Here is a 21,674-nt window from a genome sequence, read left to right as displayed (position 1 = left end):
GGCTTTCATCGGCGGATATCACTCGTGATAGAGCTGCGAACGGCCGCCATCGATCAGGATGTCGGTGGCGTTGATGAAGCGCGCTTCATCGCTGGCCAGGAACTCGCTGGCCAGGAACGGCGCGGTATGCGCGACTTCCTCCGGCGTGCCGATGCGCTTGGGCGGCAGCAGTTCGGTCTGGATTTCTCCAAACACTTCCGCACCGTGCGCCGCGAACGGCCGCGCGCTCAATGCCGCACCCGCGTCGGTTGGGGCCGCGGCAACGGGCGTTCTGGCGTCTTGCCTGGATAGGTTTGCGCCATGGGCCCTCCCGGCTCGCAGCGATGATTCGGTGTCCGCGCCCTTGCCTATTGCCGACAGTGGCCCCGCGCGACTCGTGCACAACGGTTGTTCTTCTTTTGGTCGTTGCAACGTCCGCAGGGCGGGGCGGCAACGCTGAATCAGCGTGGCATAGGGTTGCTCGCGTTAGCTATGTACGACAAATGAAATTTTCGTCATATGCTATTCCCCGTGAATATAGCTTGCTGAACGCTCAGGAGACGCCCCGTGGTCCAACCTTCAACCAGCTGGTTCAACGCTTCACGGCTCAAGACCCGGCATCTATTGCTGCTGCTGCACCTGTACGAGCAGCGCTCGGTCCTGCGGGCGGCCGAGGCGGCCAATATGACCCAGCCAGCGGCCTCCAAGCTGCTGTCGGAAATGGAAGGCATCCTGGGAGTGCCGCTGTTCGAGCGCCATGCGCGCGGGGTGGAGCCTACCTGGTACGGCCAGGTGCTGATCCGTCGCGCGCGCGCCGCCTTGTCGGAAATCGGCCGCGCTCATGACGAAATAGCGGCCATGCGCAGCGGCCGCATGGGCCAGGCGGCGATCGGCACGGTGGTCAACCCGGGCACCACCCTGGTACCGCAGGCCATCGCCGCGGTGAAGCGCGATTTCCCCGACATTCTGATTCGGGTGGAAATGGACTACAGCCGGCCGTTGGTGGCCAAGCTGTTGGACGGGCAGCTGGACATCGTGATCGGCCGCATCCTGGGGCCGGAAGGAGCGGGCGATCTGGAATTCGAGCCATTGGCCGACGAGCCGCATTCGGTAATCGTAAGAGCCGGGCATCCGTTGACGCAGCGCAGCGAACTGACGCACGCCGACCTGATCGAATACGGCTGGATCATGCCGCCGGCAGCCAGCGTACTGCGCACGCGCTTGGATTCGATGTTCCTGGAACATGGCTTGGCACCGCCACAGAACATCATCGAGACCGCGTCGCTGCCGGTCATCATCCATCTGTTGCGACACAGCGATTTGCTAACCGCGTTGCCCGCGGAATCGGTGGCGCCATACCTGCAGACTGCGCAAATGCAGGTCCTGCCGATTGAGTTGGGCGTACGCATGGAGTTCTTCGGCATCATCCGCCGACGCGACCAGCAACTGTCTCCCGGAGCCGAGCGCGTCCTGGAATCACTGCGCGCCACAGCGCGCCTTTTGTATCCGGCCCTGTAATCGATTCCACCGGCTGAATGCCGGAAGCGGCCGTTTCCGTATTCAAAAACAACATAGCTTCCGTTCAATATTTCATTGGTATGGAATGTTGAGAGCGGCCTATGCTGCCGTGGAAGTCGCAATGTGACATCCGCGTTAGGCGGACGTAACAAAGCTGCAGAGCTTGGATACCGCAGCAACGGTGTCGCGACAGCCCGAGAGGACAAGGGACAACAAGGCACGGGGAACCGGCACAGGCCGGGGTCGACCCGGAAACATCGTCCAGAGACAAATCGCCACATAGCCAAGAACACGAACCCGGGGCGCAAAGAGGCGCGCGGGTTCGAAAAACCAGCCAATCGTTAGCCAAGGTGTCCTGGGAGGGAACAACCATGTCAACGCGCCAAAACCGTACCCCCGTGAGCCGGGCAGCAGGCCGTACCAATTTCCGTCGATTGCAGCATTCGGCCATTGCCTTGAGCATTGCCGCGCTGCTTAGCGCCAATGCCTATGCGCAGGAATCCCAGGCCGCTAAGGACGATGCAGAGGCGAAAAAAGAGGCCATTAATCTGGATGCCGTCGTCGTCACGGGTATCCGTGCCTCCATCTACAGGGCCCAGGACATCAAGCGTGACTCCGACACTTTCGTCGACTCGGTCACTGCGGAGGATATCGGCGCGCTGCCCGACCGTAGCGTGACCGAAACGCTGTCGCGCATCCCCGGTGTGACCATCGACCGCTTCCTGTCGGCGGGCGATCCGGAACACCCCTCCGCCGAAGGCTCCGGTGTACAGGTCCGCGGCATGACCCAGGTGCGTTCCGAGCTCAACGGCCGCGACACCTTCTCGGCGAACGGCGGCCGTACCATCGGCTTCCAGGACGTGCCCTCAGAACTGATGGCCGGCGTCGACGTCTACAAGAACCAGAAGGCCGAGATGATCGAGGGTGGCCTGGGCGGCAGCGTAGACCTGCGCACCTTCAAGCCCTTCGACTTCGAAGGCCAGAGGATCGGCTTCAGCCTCAGCGAGAACTACGGCACCTTCGCCGAGCAGTACAAGCCTTCCGCCTCCGCTCTGTACAGCAACCACTGGGACACCAGCATCGGCAAAGTCGGCTTCTTGGTCGATGTCGCGCAGTCGGAGCTCGCCACCCGCACCGACGGCATGTTCGTGCGGCCGTTCTTCGAGACCGCCAACACCGATCTCGACGACGACGGCACCAACGAGCGGCTCTGGCTGCCGCGCGGCGCCGACTGGCGCACGCTGGATTTCGAACGCAAACGCCAGGGCGTGTATGTCGCCCTGCAGTGGCAACCCACCGACGATGTCGAGCTGCACGCCACCGGTTTCCAGAGCCGATACGACGAGCTCTGGAACGAGGACGCCATTTTCGTCGGCAACGATCCCACCGCGGTCGCGCTGGACACCAGCCAGCCTTATGAACTGGACGGCAACGTGTTCCGCTCGGGCCGGCTCGTCCAGCCCGGCAATATCCCCATGGGCACGGACATTCGCGCCTCGAACAGCCAGTCCAAGACCACCGACTTCTCCTTCGGCCTGAAGTGGTCGCTCAGCGACAGCACCCAGCTTACGACCGACTTCCAGTACGTCAAATCCACGACCCGGAGGCTGGATTCCACGGTGTCCCTCGGCATCAACGTGCCCTATATCGACGTCAACCTCGGCGGCGGCACGCCGTCGATCGGCATCGACGAACAGTTCACGGGAAACCCCGCCAATTACTACTGGGGCTTCACCATGGACCATCGGGACGACAACGAGGCCGACCAGTTCGCTTGGCGCGCCGACCTCAAGCACGCCTTCGACAACGGTTTCTTCAAGGCGGTCAAGTTCGGCGTGCGCCTGACCGATCGTAGCGCCACCAGCAGGGACACCGGCTATGACTGGCAAGCGCTGTTCCAGCCCTGGATGCAGGGTTGGGCCTTGCCCGGTGGTGCCCTACCGGGGTTGGATTTGAACGGCACGGTCAATTCCAGCCTGGTGCATCAGAACACATTCGACAATTTCTACCGCGGCGACGCCAACACGCCGGGTACTTTCTACGCACCGATCCTGGCGACGGCGCTCAACTTCCCGACCAGCTACCAGGATCTCCATGGAGCCGCCGCCCCGTACTACAACTGCTGCTTTGGGCAGATCACGCCGCGGAACATACAGGATCCGCAGTGGACCAACTTGCAGAGCGAGAAGACCACAGGTGGTTACGTGATGCTGGAATTCGGCATGGACGACATCCGTCTCGACGGCAATATCGGCGTGCGCGCGGTGCGCACCGAGAATGCCGCCCGCGGGTTCCTGGTCTATCCCAACCAACCCCTTGCGCCGTATTTGGGTGCCGGGGAATCGGAGCCGATCTCGGCCAGCAATTCCTATACCGACGTGCTGCCCAGCCTGAACATGCGTTGGGAACCCATCGACAACCTGATCCTGCGCTTTGCCGCCTCCAAGGCTATCGCCCGGCCCGCCTTCAGCGACATGCAGGCCTATCAGGTGCTGAGCGCCGCCGTGGAGTCGGGCTACACACCGCCGGTGGGCACTACTTTGCTGCCGATCGACAGGCTGGATCTCACCGGCAGTTCCACCGACAACCCCTACCTGGAGCCGATGAAGGCCAACCAGTTCGACCTGTCGCTGGAGTGGTACTTCGATCCGGACAAGGGCGGCATGGCCTGGATCAATTTATTCCACAAAGACGTCAAGGACTATTTCCGCAACCAGTCGCGACTGGTGGCCTATCCGGGCGCCGACGGCAACCAATACGAGTACCTGGTCACTCAAACCATCAACACCGGCACGGCACGCATCCAAGGTGCGGAAATCGGCTGGAACCAATTCTTCGACTTCCTGCCGGCGCCTTTCGACGGCCTGGGACTCTCGGCGAACTACACCTACATCGACAGCTCGACCAAGATACCGAACGAGGTGGATGCGCAGCCGGTCGACACCGATGGCTCAACGTATGGCGACATGCCGGCCGACGGCCTGTCCAAGAACTCCTACAACGTCGCCCTCTTCTACGAGAAGGGTCCCTGGCAGGTCCGCGTGGCTTACAACTGGCGCAGCGAGTACCTGCTGGCGGTCGGGGCCAATGGCTACAACGGCACCAACAACAACCTTGACGGCGATTCCATTGCCTGGAAGCTGCCGGTGTACAGCGACGCCTATGGACAGTTGGACGCCTCGATCTTTTACAGCTTCAACGACAACATCAAGCTCGGCCTGGAGATGAACAACCTCAACAACGCCGAACAGCGCACGATCATGGACCAGAACGGAGCCGGCCGCCGCGTCACTTCCTGGTACGTGAACGACACGCGCTACGCCGCCACTCTCCGCGTGACGTTTTAAGCGCGATGTGGCTGGGAAGGGGAGGACTTTTCTCCCCTTCCTTCGGTCAACTGAATGCCTCGCTGTTCGGGGAACACGCCGCTCGCACGTAATGATGCGGGCGGCGTGCTCGATTCTTGCGCAGCCCATCGCTGCGGGCTAATTCGGACGAGCCTTCCCATGCAGGGCAAGCGAACCAATAAACTCATCCCGGCAGCGTTCGCTCTGCTGTTGACTTTAGTTTTAGCAATCTTGCCGGCGCTGGCACTCGAAGCGCCGGCCGACGACGCGCAGCCTGCGCAAGCCGAACCGCCGCGCACGATGAATGGCCTGGCATTGACGCCGCCGATGGGGTGGAACAGCTGGAACAAGTTCGCCTGCAACGTCGACGAGAAACTGATCCGGCGCATGGCCGATGCGATGGTGTCGTCGGGCATGCAGGAAGCCGGCTATCGCTACATCGTCATCGACGATTGCTGGCACGGCGAACGCGATCGCGACGGTTTCATCCAGGCGGATCCGAAACGTTTTCCGTCCGGCATGAAGGCGCTGGGCGACTACATCCATGCCAAGGGCCTCAAGTTCGGCCTCTATTCCGATGCGGGCCGCAAGACCTGCGGCGGCCGTCCCGGCAGCCAGGGCTACGAATTCCAAGATGCCTTGCAGTACGCGCGCTGGGGCGTGGACTACCTGAAGTACGACTGGTGCAACACCGGCACCCGCAATGCGCAGGAAGCCTACACGCTGATGGCCGACGCGCTGCGCGCCAGCGGGCGCGACATCGTGTTCTCCCTGTGCGAGTGGGGTAACCAAAAGCCCTGGTTATGGGGCAAGACGGTCGGCAATCTCTGGCGCAGCACCGGCGACATTTACGATAAGTGGCAGGGCAGGCAGAAATACATGCTGGGCATGCTCGACATCGTGGATATCAATGAGTCCTTATGGCCGTATGCGGGTCCCGGGCACTGGAACGATCCCGACATGCTGGAAGTCGGCAATGGCGGCATGACCGAAACCGAATACCGCACTCACTTCAGTCTGTGGGCGATCATGGCTGCGCCGTTGATCGCCGGCAACGACATTTCGCGGATGGATGAGGCGACTAAACGCATTCTGCTCAATCGCGAAGTGATCGCCGTTAACCAGGATGCGTTAGGTACGCAGGGGCGCCGCGTCGCGAAGAATGGCGACCAGGAAATCTGGGTCAAACCCTTGGCCGATGGCGGGCGCGCGGTACTGCTGTTCAATCGCGGTGAGCAAGCCGCCGAGATCGCAGTGGGATGGGAGCAATTGGGTTACCCGCGCCATCTCAGCACGCATCTGCGCGATCTCTGGAAGCAACAAGATCTGGCGCCACAAGTGGGACGCTATACGACCATGGTCGAACCTCATGCGGTGGTCATGCTCGTCGTTCAGCCCTAATCGCGATGCCGGAGCGCATGTATTCGTTTGCAAGTCGAAGCGAAACGATGATGCATTGCATCATTCGGTAATGACATAGGTCGCGGCGAATATTTCATTGGCAGGGAATGTCACCGCCACCTATGCTGCGGGCAGCCTCAGGGGCACGCGTTTTTTGCTCGCGGCGATACCCGCGGATGCGTATTCCAACCGAGAAGAGGTCCGGAGGAGTCAGGCGAGGGGGCCCGCCAAAAGTACCGATCGGCGGGCCGTTGTCGATTGGTCGGTGCCTAGAGCGATGGCGAAGATCCAGGCCACGGAGCCGCGTCAAGCCGAGTCCATCACTACCGCTGGTACAACGCCTGTGCGTCACCTGTCCCTGGAGATATTCACCGATGCATGGAATTCCTAATCGGCCTGCGCAGGCGACGCAGCGGAAGACCGTGGTATCGCGATGGCTTTCATTCGTTGCCGGTCCGTTCTTTGTGGGCCTGTTTGCCTGCGGCATCGTGCAGGGTTCGTCTGCCGCTGAGATCGCCTACCGTTGGAACAACGTATCCATCGGCGGCGGCGGCTTCGTTACCGGCCTGACGTTTCATCCCACTGAAAAGGGATTGGCCTACGCACGCACCGATGTCGGCGGCGCCTATCGCTGGGACGCGGCGGGCAAGCGCTGGGTGGCGCTGACCGATTGGATCGGCGCCGAGGACGTCAACCTGACCGGCATCGAAAGCCTGGCTATCGATCCCTCCGACCCCGAGCGCGTCTATCTGGCGGCGGGTACCTACACCAATCCGAAGGTCGGCAATGGCGCGATCCTGCGTTCGCAGGATCGCGGCCGCACGTTCCTGCGTACCGACTTGCCGTTCAAGCTGGGCGGCAACGAATTGTCGCGTGGCAACGGCGAGCGGTTGGCGGTGGACCCCAACGATGGCCGCGTGCTGCTGTTCGGCACCCGCCGCGATGGTTTGTGGCGCAGCGAAGACCGTGGCGCGCGCTGGTCGAAGGTGGAGAGCTTTCCGGCCATCGCCACCTCGCCCGCAGCCAGCGCGCAGGGCTGGAATCGCGTCCAGCAGATAGGCATCGTGTTCGTCGAGTTCGATGCCAGCAGCGGCCGTGCTAACCAATCGACACCGCGACTCTACGCGGGCGTCTCCACGCAGGAGACCAGTCTCTATGTCTCCGACGACGCCGGCCGCAGCTGGAAAGCGGTGGAAGGGCAGCCGGTCGGATTGCGTCCCAACCACATGGCCCGCGGCAGCGACGGTACCTACTACCTGAGCTATGCCGACTTGCCGGGCCCGGACAAGATGAGCGACGGCGCGGTGTGGAAGTACGTTCCGGCCACCGGCGCCTGGACCGACATCACGCCGGTGCCGCAATCCACAGATACCGAGAAAGACGGTTTCGGTTGGGGTGCGATAACGGTGGACCCGCAGCATCCGAAGACACTGCTGGCCAGCACCTTCACCCGCTACGGGCCGCACGACGACATCTTCCGCAGCACCGATGGCGGCGCCAGCTGGCAGCCGCTGTTCCCGCGTTCGGATTTCGACCACAGTGTGTCGCCGTGGACGGCGCATGCCAGTCCGCACTGGATCGCCGATATCGAAATCGATCCGTTCAATTCCGACGAAGCGATGTTCGTGACCGGCTACGGCATCTGGGCCTCGCGCAACCTGACCGCGTTCGACGACGGCACGTCCCGCGTGCAGTGGTGGTTCAAGAACACCTATCTGGAAGAAACCGTACCGCTGGACTTGATCAGCCCGCCGGAAGGCGCACACCTGCTCAGTGCGGTGGGCGATATCGATGGCTTCCGCCACGATGATTTGGCCGTGCCGCCCTTGCAGTTCGCCGGTCCTCGTTTGACCAATGGCGAAAGCATCGCCTACGCCGGCCAGTCGCCGTTGACCGTGGTCCGCAGCGGTACGGTGCGCGATCGCAACAACAACGAAGTGCGCGCGGCGTATTCGCTGGATGGCGGCGAGAGTTGGGAACTGTTTGCCAGCGAACCGCCGGAAGGCGAGGGAGCCGGCCACATTACCCTCGCCGCCGATGGCAAGCGCGTCATCTGGCAGCCGAAGAATGCCGGCGCCTGGATCACCGCCGATTTCGGCAAGCGCTGGCAGAAGGTCAAGGGCGTGCCGGATACGGTCGTAATCGAGGCTGACCGCGTGGACGAAGGCATCTATTACGGATTCGACGGCGTTACGGGCAAGCTGTACGTCAGCGGCAACGGCGGCGTGGAATTCAAGGAGGCCCAGGGCACGGTAGGCGAATTCACCGAAAGGTTCCGTCCCGAAGTGCATCCCGATCCGCTGCACAGTGGCGTGGTCTATCTCACCGCCTCCTGGCGCGGCCTGCTGCGCTGGTCGGCGGGCAAGCTGGAGAGGTTGCCCGGCGTGGAGAACGCGTATTCGCTGGGCTTGGGCAAACCGAAGGAAGGCAGCGACACGCCGGCGCTGTACTTGTTCGGACAGATCGCCGGCAAGACCGGTCTGTTCCGTTCCGACGACGAGGGTGGCCACTGGGCGCGTATCGACGACGCCGCGCATCGCTACGGCAAGATCTATCGCGTCACCGGCGATCCGCGCCTGTACGGCCGGGTATATTTCGCTACCGGCGGCCGGGGAATCGTGTATGGCGATCCGCGCTGAGTCCGTCTGCTCGCCTCTACGCCGGCTCGCGGTCGCGTTGCTGGCCGGCTTGCCGTTGGCCTGCGCACCCTTGCTGGCAGCAAATGCACAGGGCTACGCACCGCGGCCACAGGATCGCGTGAGGGAAGCGCAGAATCCTGCGCCCGTCGCGACGTCCGCGTCCGCGCCGTTGACCAACTTGCCGGGTCGCGAGCGGCGTAGCCTCAACGGTAAATGGCAGGCGCTGGTGGACGGCTACGCGGACGGCATCGGCGAGTGGAAGGCGGTCTGGAAGGACCGTACCGCGACCGGCAAGAGCCAGTTCTTCGAATACGGATTCGACGACAGCGTCACCCTGAACGTGCCGGGCGATTTCAATACGCAGCGGCCGGAACTGACCTGGCTGGAAGGTTCGGTGTGGTATCGCAAGGCGTTCGAATACGACGCCGCCGCTCGCCGTAAAGGGCGGCGCTTGTTCGTCCACTTCGGCGCCGCCAATTACCGCGCCGATGTGTTTCTCAATGGCGAGAAACTCGGCAGCCACGAAGGCGGATTCACCCCGTTCCAGTTCGAATTGACGGGACGGGCGAAGGCCGGCGAGAACCACCTGCTGGTGCACGTCAACAACGAGCGCCGCAAGGACGGCATCCCGGCGCAGGGCTTCGACTGGTTCAACTACGGCGGGCTGACCCGCGATGTGGACCTGGTCGAAACGCCGGGAACCTACATCCAGGATTATTCACTGCAACTGGCGCCGGATTCGTTGCGACGCGTCGATGGCTGGGTGCAACTGGCCGGCACCGCACCACGGCAACCGGTGCGCGTGCGCATTCCCGAACTGGGCGTGGACGTGCGCGCTGAGGCGGGTGCCGACGGTCGCGCGCTATTGAATTTCGAGGCGCCATTCGCATTGTGGTCGCCGGCGCAGCCGAAGTTGTACCGCGTAGAGGTCTCCACGCCGGAAGAGTCGCTGAACGAGGACATCGGTTTCCGCAGCATCGCAGCGCGCGGCGACGAGCTCCTGCTCAACGGCGAGCCGCTGTTCCTGCGCGGCGTCAATTTCCACGAAGAGATCGATGGTCGTCGTGCGCATTCCGAAGCCGACGCGCAACGCATGCTGGAGCAGGCGAAACAACTGGGCGCCAATTTCGTGCGCCTGGCCCATTACCCGCATAACGAACATCTGTTGCGCCTGGCCGATCGCATGGGCCTGCTGCTGTGGCAGGAAATTCCCGTCTACCAGGGCATCGACTTCGCCGCCGCCGGCATGCAGGACAAGCTCGACGCGATGCTGGCGGAAATGATCGGTCGCGACCGCAACCGCGCCGCCGTCATCGTCTGGGGCATCGCCAACGAAACTTCGCCCGGGCCTGCGCGCAACGCAGCGCTCTCCGCGCTGGCGCAACAGGCGCGCCGGTTGGATCCTACCCGGCTGGTCAGCGCGGCGTTTTATGGGCCCGGTTTCGACGGCAACACGTTGACCATCGCCGATCCGTTGGTCGCATCGTTGGATATAGTCGGCATCAACGAATACTTCGGCTGGTACACGCCGTGGCCGGTCGAACCCGAACAAACCGTGTGGAAGCCGTTCGGCAAGCCGCTGCTGATCACCGAATTCGGCGCCGAGGCGCGTTACGGCCATCACGGCGAGGACGATGTGGCCAGCGCCTGGAACGAGGAGTTCCAAGCCGAGTTTTATCGCAAACAACTGCGCATGCTGGCGTGGATTCCGTTCCTGCGCGGCACGGCGCCCTGGGTGATGATGGACTTCCGTTCGCCGGTGCGGATGCATCCGTTCCAGTCCGGCTACAACCGCAAGGGCCTATTGTCCGAGCGCGGTGAGCACAAGCTGGCCTGGCAGGTAATTCACGACTATTACGCGGAGGTTGGACGGTGAAACGTACCCTTTTTATCGGGCTGGGACTGCTGCTGGCGGCGCAGCCCGTACAGGCGAAGGTCACGCTGCCGCTGCTGTTTTCCGACGGCGCGGTGGTTCAGCGCGACCAGCCGCTGCCGGTCTGGGGTTGGGCGACGCCGGGCGCGAAGATCGAAGTCGCGTTCGACGGTCGCAGCGCAAAGGCCACGGCCTCCGGCGATGGCGCGTGGCGGGTCGAACTGCCCGCGCATGCCGCGGGTGGGCCTTACCTGTTGAGGATTCGTGAGAACGGCGGCGACGCCACGACCGTGCACGATGTCCTGGTCGGCGACGTATGGTTGGCTTCGGGCCAGTCGAATATGGAATGGCCGGTCGCACAGGCCAAGGACGCGGAGCGGGAAATCGCAAGTGCGAGCGACCTACGCATCCGTCATTTCAAGGTGCCCAAGTCGTGGTCGGGCCAACCGGAAGCGCGCCTGACCGGCGGCCAATGGCAGGCGGCTTCGCCGCAGACGGTGGGGGCGTTCTCGGCGGTCGGTTATTTCTTCGCGCGCGAACTGCGAGCCAAGACGGGCGTGCCCATTGGCATCATCGACAGCACTTGGGGCGGCAGCCGCCTCGAGGCCTGGGCCGACGCCGCCAAGCTGGGTCTGGACGCGCAGGCAATCGCGCGGCAGGCGCAGGAACTGCAGAAGCGCGACCAAAGCGCGTTGAATGAAACCCGTAAGCGTCTGGCGCGCTGGCCGCAGAAGGGAGTCGATACCTCACGCTGGAATCAGGCCGATTTCGACGACCGCGACTGGGATCGCATCGCGGTGCCGGGTTTATGGGAAGGCGGCGGCTACAACGGCATGGATGGCGAGGCCTGGTATCGCGCCAGCTTCACCTTGAGCGATGCCGAAGCCAAGGCGGGCATCGTGCTGGGTGTCGGCCGCATCGACGATACCGACACCACCTGGGTCAATGGCCGGCAGGTGGGCGAAACCCGCATGCAGTACAACTTGCCGCGCGAATATCAGGTGCCGCCACAGGCGCTGCGTGCCGGAATCAATCAGGTCGCGGTGAGGGTGCAGGATTTCGGCGGCGGCGGCGGCATCCACGGCGCTGCCAGCGAAGTGTTCGTGCAACCGCAAGGGGCGGCGAAGCGGCCGTTGGACGGGGCGTGGAAATTCCGTCCCGCCCAGGTGTCGCTGGCGATGATCGACGACAAGAACCAGTACCCCGCGCTGCTGTACAACCAGATGATCTACCCGTTGCAGCCGTATCCCGTACGCGGCGTGATCTGGTACCAGGGCGAAGCCAACGCGACCGCGGCCGATGCTTACCGTTATCGCGATCTGTTCGCCGCACTGATCGAGCAATGGCGCGGCGACTGGAAGCAGCCGGCGTTGCCGTTTCTGTGGGTGCAGCTGGCCAACTTCAAATCCGGCGGCGATGTTCCCGGCCAAAGCGCTGGCGCTGGCAGTCCCTGGGCGCTGCTGCGCGAATCGCAGTCGCATACGCTCGCTCTGCCGGCCACCGCACAGGCAGTGACCATCGATGTCGGCAATCCGGACGACATCCACCCGACGGACAAACAGCAAGTCGGCCACCGTCTGGCGCTGGCCGCGCGTCACGCGAGTTACGGCGAATCGCTGGTGTATTCCGGGCCGGTGTATCGCACGGTCAAGTTCAAGGGACGCGAGGCGAAGGTGGAATTCGCTCCATCCACCAGTGCGTTGGCGACGCGCGGCGGCGGCAATGAAGCGCAGGGTTTCGAGCTGGCCGGCGCCGACCACCGCTTTCATCCGGCTCGCGCTGTCCTCAAGGGCGACTCCATCGTGGTGACCAGCGACGCGGTCGCACAACCGCAGGCCGTACGCTACGCGTGGAGCGACAATCCCGAACATGCCGATTTGATCAACCGCGATGGATTACCGGCATCGCCGTTCCGCAGCGATGCCTGGTGACATGGAGAACCTTAAGATGACGAGCCGAACTCCCAACGGCACCACTGCCCTCCGCCTGTTGCGATCGATCGCCGTGCTGGCGGCGCTGGCGGCGCTGGCTGCATGCAAGCCGGCATCCGAAGCGCCACAGGCAGCAGCGCCGGCTGGTGGGAAAGACGCGCCGAAAGAGGCGCGCGCCGCCGAAGCGCCTATTCCCAAACTGGTGAGCGAGAACGGCCGTCACGCATTGCTGGTGGACGGCCAACCGTTCCTGCTGCTGGGCGCGCAGGTGAACAACTCCAGCAACTATCCCGCCGCGCTCGAGAAGGTGTGGCCTGCCATCGAGGTGTTGAAGCCGAACACGGTGATGGTGCCGGTCGCCTGGGAGCAGGTCGAGCCGCAGGAAGGCAAATTCGATTTCTCCTTCGTCGACACGTTACTGGCGCAGGCGCGCGAGCACGAGGTGCGGCTGGTGCTGTTGTGGTTCGCCACCTGGAAGAACAATGGGCCCAACTACGCGCCCGCCTGGGTCAAGCTGGACAACAAGCGTTTTCCGCGCCTCATTACCGCCGACGGCAAGACACTGAACTCCCTGTCGCCCTTGGCTGCGGAAACGCTGGAAGCCGATAAAAAGGCCTTTGTGCAGCTGATGCGCCATCTGAAGCAGGCCGATCCGCAGCGCACTGTCATCATGATTCAGCCGGAGAACGAACCCGGCACCTATGGCGCGCCGCGCGATTTCTCGCCGCTGGCGCAGAAGGCGTTCGATGGGCCGGTGCCGGAAGCGCTGATCAAGAAGACGGGCAAACAGCCCGGCGGCTGGAAGCAGGTATTCGGCAACGACGCCGATGAGTTCTTCCACGCTTGGCATGTGGCGCACTACATCGATCAGGTCGCCGCTGCTGGCAAGGCCGAGTATCCGTTGCCGATGTACGTGAATGCGGCGTTGCGCGATCCGTTCACGCCCGGCCTGCCCGGACAGTATGAGAGCGGCGGTCCCACCGACAACGTGCTGGAGGTCTACAAGGCAGCCGCACCCAACATCGACCTGCTGGCGCCAGACATCTACATGCGCGAGTACGACAAGTACACCACCGTGCTGGACCGTTACTCGCGCCCCGACAACGCCTTGCTGGTGGCCGAAACCGGCAACGATACGATGTTCGCGCGTTATTTCTTCGCGGCATTGGACCAGCAGGCCATCGGCTGGTCGCCGTTCGGCATCGACTACACGCGCTATTCCAACTGGCCGTTGGGGGCCAAGAAGATGTCGCCCGAATCGCTGGAGCCGTTCGCGCTGAACTATCGTCTGGTGCGGCCGGCCGCGCGAGTGCTGGCCAAGCTGAGCTTCGAAGGCAAAGTGCATGGCACCGCCGAGCAGGCCGGACAGCCGGTACAGACGATCAAGCTCAACGACCGCTGGAATGCCGTGGTTACCTATGGCGTGCCGCAATTCTGGTTCCAGGGCGAAGCGCCCGGCAATCCGGAGCCGACGGGTGCGGCGTTGATCGCGGAAACAGGCACCGATGAATTCCTGGTCACCGGTTACCACGCGCGCGTCAACATCGTCGCCGTCGATCCTGCGGTCGCCGCGCGGCAGATCTACGACCGTGTCGAGGAAGGCACCTACGAAAACGACCAATGGAAGTTCCAGCGCGTCTGGAACGGCGACCAGACCGATTACGGATTGAATTTTTCCAGCGCCGATCAGTTGTTGAAGGTCAAGCTGGCGACGTATTGAATTGAGACGTATTGAATTGAATAGGTGAAAGGTACTGACGGCGTTCGACGATCGTTGCCGAATCCGTAGCGGCGGGCTTGGGCCCGTCCCACACGAATCGAAAGAGAGGAGCGGAAGATGCGTAATTTAATGGGGCTGACCCTGCCGTTGCTGGCTTTGCTGGCCGCTTGCGGCGGCAAAGCCGGACAGGCTTATGAGAAGACCGACAACGGCGTCATCGTACATCCCTCGGATAAAGGCGCCGCTGCAGTGCGCCTGCAGGTGGTGGATGCCGGCATCATCCGGGTCAGTGCCGATCCCGATGGCGATTTCAAACGCAGTCCCAGCCTGATGCGGGTGGAGGCCGGCACTACACCGGTCGCCACGTTCGATGTCGCTAGCGCCGACGGCAAACTGCGCCTGACCACCGACAAGGTGACCGCCGAGGTTTCGCTGCAGAGCGGGCGGGTCAGCTTCTTGGACAAGCAGGGCAAGCCGATCCTGAGCGAGGTCGAAGGCGGCAGGAGTTTTTCTCCGCTGGAAGTGGAAGGCAAGCCTTATCTCAGCGTCCGCCAGCGTTTCGAATCGCCCGAGGATGAAGCCATCTATGGCTTCGGCCAACATCAGCAAGGCTGGATGAACCAGAAGGGCCATGATGTCGAACTGCTGCAGCACAACGTGGACATGGCGGTGCCGTTCCTGGTGTCCAGCCGCAACTACGGGTTGCTGTGGGACAACAACGCCATCACCCGCATGGGCGATCCGCGCGGCCTGCAGCCGCTGCCGAAAAGCCTGAAGCTGTACGACGCCAAGGGCGAAGCAGGCGCGCTGACCGCGCGCTATTCGGTCGGCGGCGCGCAGAAGGTGGAGCGCCGCGAAGCCGAGGTGAACTACCAGTACATCAAGGATCTGGCCAACTTCCCGGCCGAAGCCAAGAGCAAGACCCAACCGATGCAGGTGACCTGGGAGGGCGAGATCGAAGCGCTCAGCCCGGGCCGGCATACGTTCTCTCTGTATTCCAGTGAATACGCCAAGCTGTGGATCGATGGCAAGCTGGTGATCGACCGCTGGCGCCAGAACTGGAATCCGTGGCACCACGAGTTCGCACTGGATCTTCAACCGGGCGCGCGCCACAAGCTGAAGATCGAGTGGAAGTTGATCGATCCCAGCTACATCGCGCTGCTGCACCGCGATCCGTTGCCTGCCGCCGAAGCCAAGGACCTGTCGCTATGGTCCGAAGCCGGCCAGATGGTCGATTACTACTTCGTCGCTGGGGCCTCCGCTGATCAGGTCATCGCCGGCTATCGCCAGCTGACCGGCAAAGCGGTGCTGCTGCCGAAGTGGGCGTACGGATTCTGGCAAAGCCGCGAGCGCTACAAGACGCAGGACGAACTGGTCGGCGCAATGGCCGAATACCGTAAGCGCCAATTGCCCATCGACAACATCGTGCTCGACTGGTCGTACTGGCCGCAGGACGCCTGGGGTTCGCACGATTTCGACAAGACGCACTTCCCCGATCCGGACGGCATGGTCAAGCAGGTGCATGACATGCACGGGCAGATCATGATTTCGGTGTGGCCCAAGTTCTATCCCACTACCGCCAACTACAAGGAACTCGACGCTGCCGGCTTCATGTACAAGCGCAATGTGGAGGTGGGCGAGAAGGATTGGATCGGCGAGGGCTACCTGAACTCGTTCTACGATCCGTATTCGGAGAAGGCGCAGGCCATCTACTGGCGGCAGATCAACGAGAAGCTCAACAGCAAGGGCTTCGACGCCTGGTGGCTGGACGCGGACGAGCCGGATCTGCATTCCAACCTCGACGTCGGCGAGCGTAAAGCACGCACCACGCCGACCGCGGTGGGTCCCTCGACCGAGTTCTTCAATTCCTATCCGCTGCCGCATACCCAGGGTGTGTACCGCGGTGACCGTGCGGCCGATCCGGACAAGCGCGTGTTCATCCTGTCGCGCAAAGGCTACGCCGGTACCCAGCGCAATGCGGTGTCGGTATGGAGCGGCGATATCGCTTCGCGCTGGGACGACATGCGCGATCAGATTTCCGCCGGCGTCAACCTGTCGATGTCGGGCCTGCCGAACTGGACCTTCGATATCGGCGGTTTCGCGGTGGAGAAGCGCTATGAGAACCAGGATCCGGCGCACCTGCCGGAATGGCGCGAACTCAACACCCGCTGGTACCAGTTCGGCGCATTCGTGCCGCTGTTCCGTTCGCACGGCCAGTTCCCGTACCGCGAGATCTGGAACATCGCACCGGAAGGCACGCCGTACTACGCCAGCATGGCCTACTACAACCGCCTGCGTTACACCCTGCTGCCCTACATCTACACGCTGGCCGGCGATACCTATCATCACGACGGCAGCATGATGCGCAGCCTGGCCATGGATTTCCCGGGCGACGCCAAGGTCCGCGACATCAACGATCAGTACCTGTTCGGGCCGGCGTTCCTGGTGGCTCCGGTGACCGCGTTCAAGGCAACGCAGCGTCCGGTCTATCTGCCGGCCGGCAGCGCCTGGTACGACTTCTACACCGGCCAGCGCCACGATGGCGGTCAGACCTTACAAGCGGCCGCGCCGCTGGAGCGCATGCCGCTGTTCGTGCGAGCAGGTTCCATCGTGCCGACCGGTCCGGTGCAGCAGTACGTGGATGAGAAGAAGGACGCGCCGCTGAGCTTGGTGGTCTATACGGGCGCCGACGGCGAGTTCTCGCTGTACGAAGACGACGGCAAGGGCTACGGCTACGAGAAGGGCGAGTTCAGCCGTATTCCGCTGAAGTGGAATGAAAAGACCGGCGAACTGAGCATCGGCGCACGCGAAGGGTCGTTCCCCAGCATGCAGGCTAAGCGCGAAGTCCGCGTGCGCTGGATCAGTGGTCCGCGCGCCGATGCCGGCGCGTTGGAACCCGCCACCGATGCCACCGTGCAGTACGACGGCAAAGCGATCACCGTGAAGCAGGCGGAAAAGAAGTAACGTGAGCATCGATCCGACCCGGCGTGAATTGTTCAAGGCGGTGGGCGCGGGACTCGCGCTCGCCAGCTTGGCGCCATCGGCGGTGAGGGCGGACACGCCCTCGCCGGCATGGGATAGCGCCGGTGAGGATGCGTTGAAGCTGTGGTATCGCCGGCCGGCGACGCGTTGGGTGGAAGCGTTGCCGCTAGGCAATGGCCGACTGGGCGCGATGGTGTGGGGCGGTATCGAACACGAACGCCTGCAACTCAACGAAGACACGTTGTATGCGGGCGGCCCGTACGAAGCCGACACTTCCGGCGCGTTGGAAGCATTGCCGGAAGTGCGCAGACTGATCTTCGCCGGCGAATACGCGCAGGCCGAAGCGCTGGCCAACGCCAAGATGATGGCGCGGCCGCTCAAGCAGATGCCCTATCAGCCGCTGGCCGATGTAGTGCTGGATTTCCGCGATATTCCGGATATCTCCGACTATCGTCGCGAGCTGGACCTGGATACTGCGATCACGCGCACGCAGTTCCAAACCTGGAAGACGGCGCACTCGCGCGAAGCCTTCGTTTCGCCGGTCGATCAGTGCATCGTGATGCGCCTGTCGACCGACCGTCCCGGCGGCATCACCCTGCGGGTGTCGCTGGACAGCGATCAGCAGAACGAAGTGTCGGCCGAAGAGGGCGCTTTGCTGTTGCGCGGCCGCAATGCCGCACGCCATGGCATCGAAGGCAAGTTGAAGTTCGCTACGAGGGTCCGCGCCATTCCGCGCGGCGGCTCGATGAATACGCGCGACGGCCGCATCGAGATCGAAGCCGCGGACGAGGCGGTGCTGCTGATTACCGCCGCCACCAGCTACCGTCGCTACGACGATGTCGGCGGAGACCCCGAGGCGATCACATTGCGGCAACTTGCCGCCGCGCAACAGCGCGGTTTCGAAGATTTGCGCGCAGCCCACATAACCGAGCACCAACGCCTGTTCCGCCGTGTCGCCATCGACCTGGGGCGCACCGATGCCGCACAGTTGCCTACCGACGAACGCGTCGAGCACTTCGCCAATGGCGGCGATCCCGCATTGGCCGCGCTCTATCACCAGTACGGCCGTTATCTGCTGATCTCCAGTTCGCGTCCGGGTTCGCAGCCAGCCAACCTGCAGGGCATCTGGAACGATCTGATGGACCCGCCGTGGGAAAGCAAGTACACGATCAACATCAACACCGAAATGAACTACTGGCCTAGCGAGGCCAATGCATTGCCGGAATGCGTGGAACCGTTGGAGGCCATGCTGTTCGACCTGGCGGAGAAGGGCGCGCGCCGGGCCAAAGAAATGTACGGAGCCCCCGGCTGGGTGGTGCACCACAACACCGACCTGTGGCGGCAAACCGGACCCATCGACGGTGCGCAGTGGGGCTTATGGCCGATGGGCGGCGCCTGGTTGCTACAGCAATTGTGGGATCGCTGGGACTACGGCCGTGACGAGGCCTATCTGCGAAAGATCTATCCGCTGTTCAAGGGCGCGGCCGAGTTTTTCGCCGCCACGCTGGTGCGCGATCCCGCTACCGGCGAGAGGGTCACCAACCCATCGATGTCGCCCGAGAACATCCATCCAAAGGGCGCCTCGCTGTGCGCTGGGCCAGCGATGGATTCGCAACTGCTGCGCGATCTGTTCGCACAATGCATCCAGGCCGCCGGCCTGTTGGGCGTGGATGCCGGTTTCGCACAACAGCTGAAGCAATTGCGTGAGCAGCTGCCTTCGGATCGCATCGGCGAAGCGGGCCAGCTGCAGGAATGGCGCGAAGATTGGGATATGCAGGCGCCTGAGATCCATCACCGCCACGTCTCGCATCTTTACGCATTGCACCCGAGTTCGCAGATCAACCTGCGCGATACGCCGAAACTCGCCGCGGCCGCCAGGCGCTCGCTGGAAATTCGCGGCGACGACGCGACCGGCTGGGGCATCGGTTGGCGCTTGAATCTATGGGCACGGTTGGGCGATGGCGAACACGCGCTGAAGATCCTGCGCATGCTGCTGGCTCCGCAGCGGACCTATCCGAACCTGTTCGATGCGCATCCGCCGTTCCAGATCGACGGAAACTTCGGCGGCACCGCCGGCATCACCGAAATGCTGTTGCAGAGTTGGGGCGGCTCGATCTTCCTGCTGCCGGCGCTGCCGGAAGCGTGGAAAGCGGGCTCCGTGCGTGGCCTTAAAGTGCGCGGTGCGGCCGGCATCGATCTATCGTGGAAAGCGGGTCGTCTGAACACCGCAACGCTCACCAGCGTGCGTGGCGGTCATTACAACGTGGTATTGGGAGAACAGAGTCTGGATATCGAACTCGAAGCGGGTCAATCGCGACGTATACATCTGCAAAACGGCAAGTTGGTGGCGGCATGAGCCTGTACGCCGGCATCGATGCGGGAACCCAGAGCATCAAGCTCCTGGTCTACGACGCGGAGTCCCGACAAGTCGTCGCGACTACCAGCGCAGCGCTCGAACTCATCAGTGGCGAAGACGGCAGCCGTGAGCAGCTGGCATCATGGTGGACTGAAGGTGTACATGCGTGCTTCGCGCAACTGGAAGCATCGGTCCGCGCTGCCATCGTCGCGATTAGCGTCTCCGGACAACAGCATGGCTTCGTGCCGCTGGGCCGCGATGGCGAGGTGCTGGCGCCGGTCAAATTGTGGTGCGACACCAGCAGCGCGCGCGAGTGCGGACAGATCATGCAGGCGCTCGGTGGAGAACAGCGCTGCATCGAGATCGCAGGCAATCCCATCCTGCCCGGCTATACCGCTTCAAAGCTGCCGTGGACGCGCGTGCATCGTCCTGAGGTCTATCGCGATCTGGCGACCATCTTGCTGCCGCACGACTATCTCAACTTCTACTTGACCGGCGAGAAATTCACCGAGGTCGGCGATGCCTCGGGCACCGGCTGGCTCGATGTGCGCACGCGCCAGTGGTCGAAAGAGATGCTGGCCGCCATCGATCCCGATCGCGATCTTTCGCCGTGCTTGCCGCCGTTGGTCGAACTGGGCACCACCTTCGCGATCCTGCCTGCGATCGCTGACGCGCTGGGACTGGCGCACGGCGTGCGTATCGCGGTCGGCGGCGGCGACAACATGATGGCGGCGATAGGTACCGGCTGCGTGGTGCCGGGCCGTCTGTCGATGAGCCTGGGCACTTCCGGAACCCTGTTCGCGTACGCCGATCAGCCGGTGGTGGATGCCAAGGGGGCCTGGGCGGCGTTCTGTTCCTCGTCCGGCGGTTGGCTGCCGTTGATCTGCACCATGAACTGCACGGTTGCCACTGAAACCATCGCCCGCCTGTTCGGCTTCAACGTCGGCCAAGGTGAAGCCATGATCGACGAAACCCGGCCGGGCGCCGGCGGCCTGACCTTGCTGCCCTTCTTCAATGGCGAACGCACGCCGAATTTGCCCGATGCCCGCGCCGCGATGCTGGGCATGGACCTGCTCAATGCCACGCCTGGCAACTGCTATCGTGCGGCGATGGAAGGCGCGACCTACACCTTGAAGTACGGCTACGATGCATTCGCTGCGGCGGGTCTGGGTTTCGACGCCATCGTGCTGACTGGCGGCGGCGGCAAGAGCGCGGCCTGGCGGCAGATGATCGCCGACGTCTTCGATTTGCCGGTAGAAGTTCCTCATCAGGCCGAAGGTGCCGCGTTCGGTGCGGCGCTGCAGGCATTCTGGTCCCATCTGCACGAAAGCGGGGACGACATTTCTTTGCCGACGTTGGTAGCGCAACACGCGACCACCGATCCCACACTTTCCACCCGCCCCGACCCCACGCGCGTCGGCGAATACCGGATGCACTACGCGCGTTTCCTGCAACACCTCGATGCCGTGCGCACGCTGTACGCGGCGTAGCACACACTCGCACAACAGAACGGAATACAGATCATGAACAACACCCCCTTCATCGGCAGCAAAGAATATTTCCCCGGTATCGGCCGGATTCCCTTCGAAGGTCGCGATTCGGACAACCCGCTGGCTTTCAAGATCTACGAGGCCAACAAGAAGATCGGCGGCAAGACCATGGCCGAGCACCTGCGCTTTGCGGTGTGCTACTGGCATACCTTCTGCAACGCCGGCCACGATCCCTTCGGTCCGGGCACCCGCCGCTTCCCGTGGGAAGCGGGTTCGCCAATGGCCACGGCCGAGGCCAAGGTCGATGCGGCGTTCGAGTTCTTCAGCAAACTGGGGGTGCCGTACTGGTGCTTCCACGATATCGACCTGGCCCCCGATGCCGAAGACGTCGGCGAGTACGAGAAGAACCTCAAGCACATGGTCGGCCTGGCCAAGGCG

The 21,674-nt window shown here is 63.1% G+C and carries 11 protein-coding genes and 1 pseudogene; 11 read left to right on the top strand and 1 reads right to left on the bottom strand.

Features of this window, described 5'->3' with window-relative positions:
- Nucleotides 1-18: 18 nt before the first annotated feature.
- Entirely contained in the window at nucleotides 19-231 is a 213-nt protein-coding gene (locus tag AC1DTQ_RS04670; RefSeq protein ID WP_477848375.1) for an SDR family oxidoreductase, read from the bottom strand.
- Nucleotides 232-546: 315 nt separating this feature from the next.
- Between AC1DTQ_RS04670 and AC1DTQ_RS04665 the strand changes: the two genes are divergently transcribed.
- From AC1DTQ_RS04665 to AC1DTQ_RS04615, 11 genes and pseudogenes are all read left to right on the top strand, one after another.
- Entirely contained in the window at nucleotides 547-1,497 is a 951-nt protein-coding gene (locus AC1DTQ_RS04665; protein ID WP_477848374.1) for a LysR substrate-binding domain-containing protein, read from the top strand.
- Between the two features lie 398 nt (nucleotides 1,498-1,895).
- Nucleotides 1,896-4,844 (top strand): TonB-dependent receptor, encoded by a 2,949-nt coding sequence (locus tag AC1DTQ_RS04660; RefSeq protein WP_477848373.1) that lies wholly within the window; start codon nucleotides 1,896-1,898, stop codon nucleotides 4,842-4,844.
- Between the two features lie 159 nt (nucleotides 4,845-5,003).
- The gene (locus AC1DTQ_RS04655; protein WP_477848372.1) at nucleotides 5,004-6,245 is read left to right on the top strand and encodes a glycoside hydrolase family 27 protein; all 1,242 of its coding nucleotides are present in this window, start codon (nucleotides 5,004-5,006) and stop codon (nucleotides 6,243-6,245) included.
- Between the two features lie 374 nt (nucleotides 6,246-6,619).
- Entirely contained in the window at nucleotides 6,620-8,884 is a 2,265-nt protein-coding gene (locus AC1DTQ_RS04650; RefSeq protein ID WP_477848371.1) for a cellulase, read from the top strand.
- Complete coding sequence (locus AC1DTQ_RS04645) at nucleotides 8,868-10,760, top strand: glycoside hydrolase family 2 protein (protein WP_477848370.1); 1,893 nt, start codon at nucleotides 8,868-8,870, stop codon at nucleotides 10,758-10,760. The genes AC1DTQ_RS04650 and AC1DTQ_RS04645 overlap by 17 nt, the downstream gene beginning before the upstream one ends.
- Nucleotides 10,757-12,688, top strand: coding sequence for a sialate O-acetylesterase (locus AC1DTQ_RS04640; RefSeq protein ID WP_477848369.1), 1,932 nt, complete (start codon nucleotides 10,757-10,759; stop codon nucleotides 12,686-12,688). Before AC1DTQ_RS04645 ends, AC1DTQ_RS04640 begins: the two co-directional genes overlap by 4 nt.
- 1 nt (nucleotide 12,689) lies before the next feature.
- Nucleotides 12,690-14,408: a GH35 family beta-galactosidase gene (locus AC1DTQ_RS04635; RefSeq protein WP_477848368.1), complete on the top strand. Its 1,719-nt coding sequence runs from the start codon at nucleotides 12,690-12,692 to the stop codon at nucleotides 14,406-14,408.
- A 117-nt stretch (nucleotides 14,409-14,525) separates the two neighbouring features.
- Nucleotides 14,526-17,372, top strand: coding sequence for a TIM-barrel domain-containing protein (locus AC1DTQ_RS04630; protein WP_477848367.1), 2,847 nt, complete (start codon nucleotides 14,526-14,528; stop codon nucleotides 17,370-17,372).
- A gap of 1 nt (nucleotide 17,373) precedes the next feature.
- Complete coding sequence (locus tag AC1DTQ_RS04625) at nucleotides 17,374-19,746, top strand: glycoside hydrolase family 95 protein (RefSeq protein ID WP_477848366.1); 2,373 nt, start codon at nucleotides 17,374-17,376, stop codon at nucleotides 19,744-19,746.
- On the top strand, nucleotides 19,743-21,236 hold the full coding sequence (xylB, locus tag AC1DTQ_RS04620; RefSeq protein ID WP_477848365.1) for a xylulokinase: 1,494 nt from the start codon (nucleotides 19,743-19,745) through the stop codon (nucleotides 21,234-21,236). Before AC1DTQ_RS04625 ends, xylB begins: the two co-directional genes overlap by 4 nt.
- Before the next feature lie 33 nt (nucleotides 21,237-21,269).
- Nucleotides 21,270-21,674: pseudogene (locus AC1DTQ_RS04615) on the top strand (xylose isomerase); the annotation flags it as partial.

It is taken from the genome of Pseudoxanthomonas sp. P4_B2, assembly GCF_056402315.1.
This window is presented reverse-complemented; position numbering and strand designations above follow the sequence as displayed.

What these genes read in the sequence shown, in the direction of transcription:
- AC1DTQ_RS04630 (WP_477848367.1), top strand. Translation starts at nt 14,526, where the DNA reads ATGCGTAATTTAATGGGGCTGACCCTGCCGTTGCTGGCTTTGCTGGCC.
- AC1DTQ_RS04650 (WP_477848371.1), top strand. Translation starts at nt 6,620, where the DNA reads ATGCATGGAATTCCTAATCGGCCTGCGCAGGCGACGCAGCGGAAGACC.
- xylB (WP_477848365.1), top strand. Translation starts at nt 19,743, where the DNA reads ATGAGCCTGTACGCCGGCATCGATGCGGGAACCCAGAGCATCAAGCTC.
- AC1DTQ_RS04655 (WP_477848372.1), top strand. Translation starts at nt 5,004, where the DNA reads ATGCAGGGCAAGCGAACCAATAAACTCATCCCGGCAGCGTTCGCTCTG.
- AC1DTQ_RS04635 (WP_477848368.1), top strand. Translation starts at nt 12,690, where the DNA reads ATGGAGAACCTTAAGATGACGAGCCGAACTCCCAACGGCACCACTGCC.
- AC1DTQ_RS04645 (WP_477848370.1), top strand. Translation starts at nt 8,868, where the DNA reads ATGGCGATCCGCGCTGAGTCCGTCTGCTCGCCTCTACGCCGGCTCGCG.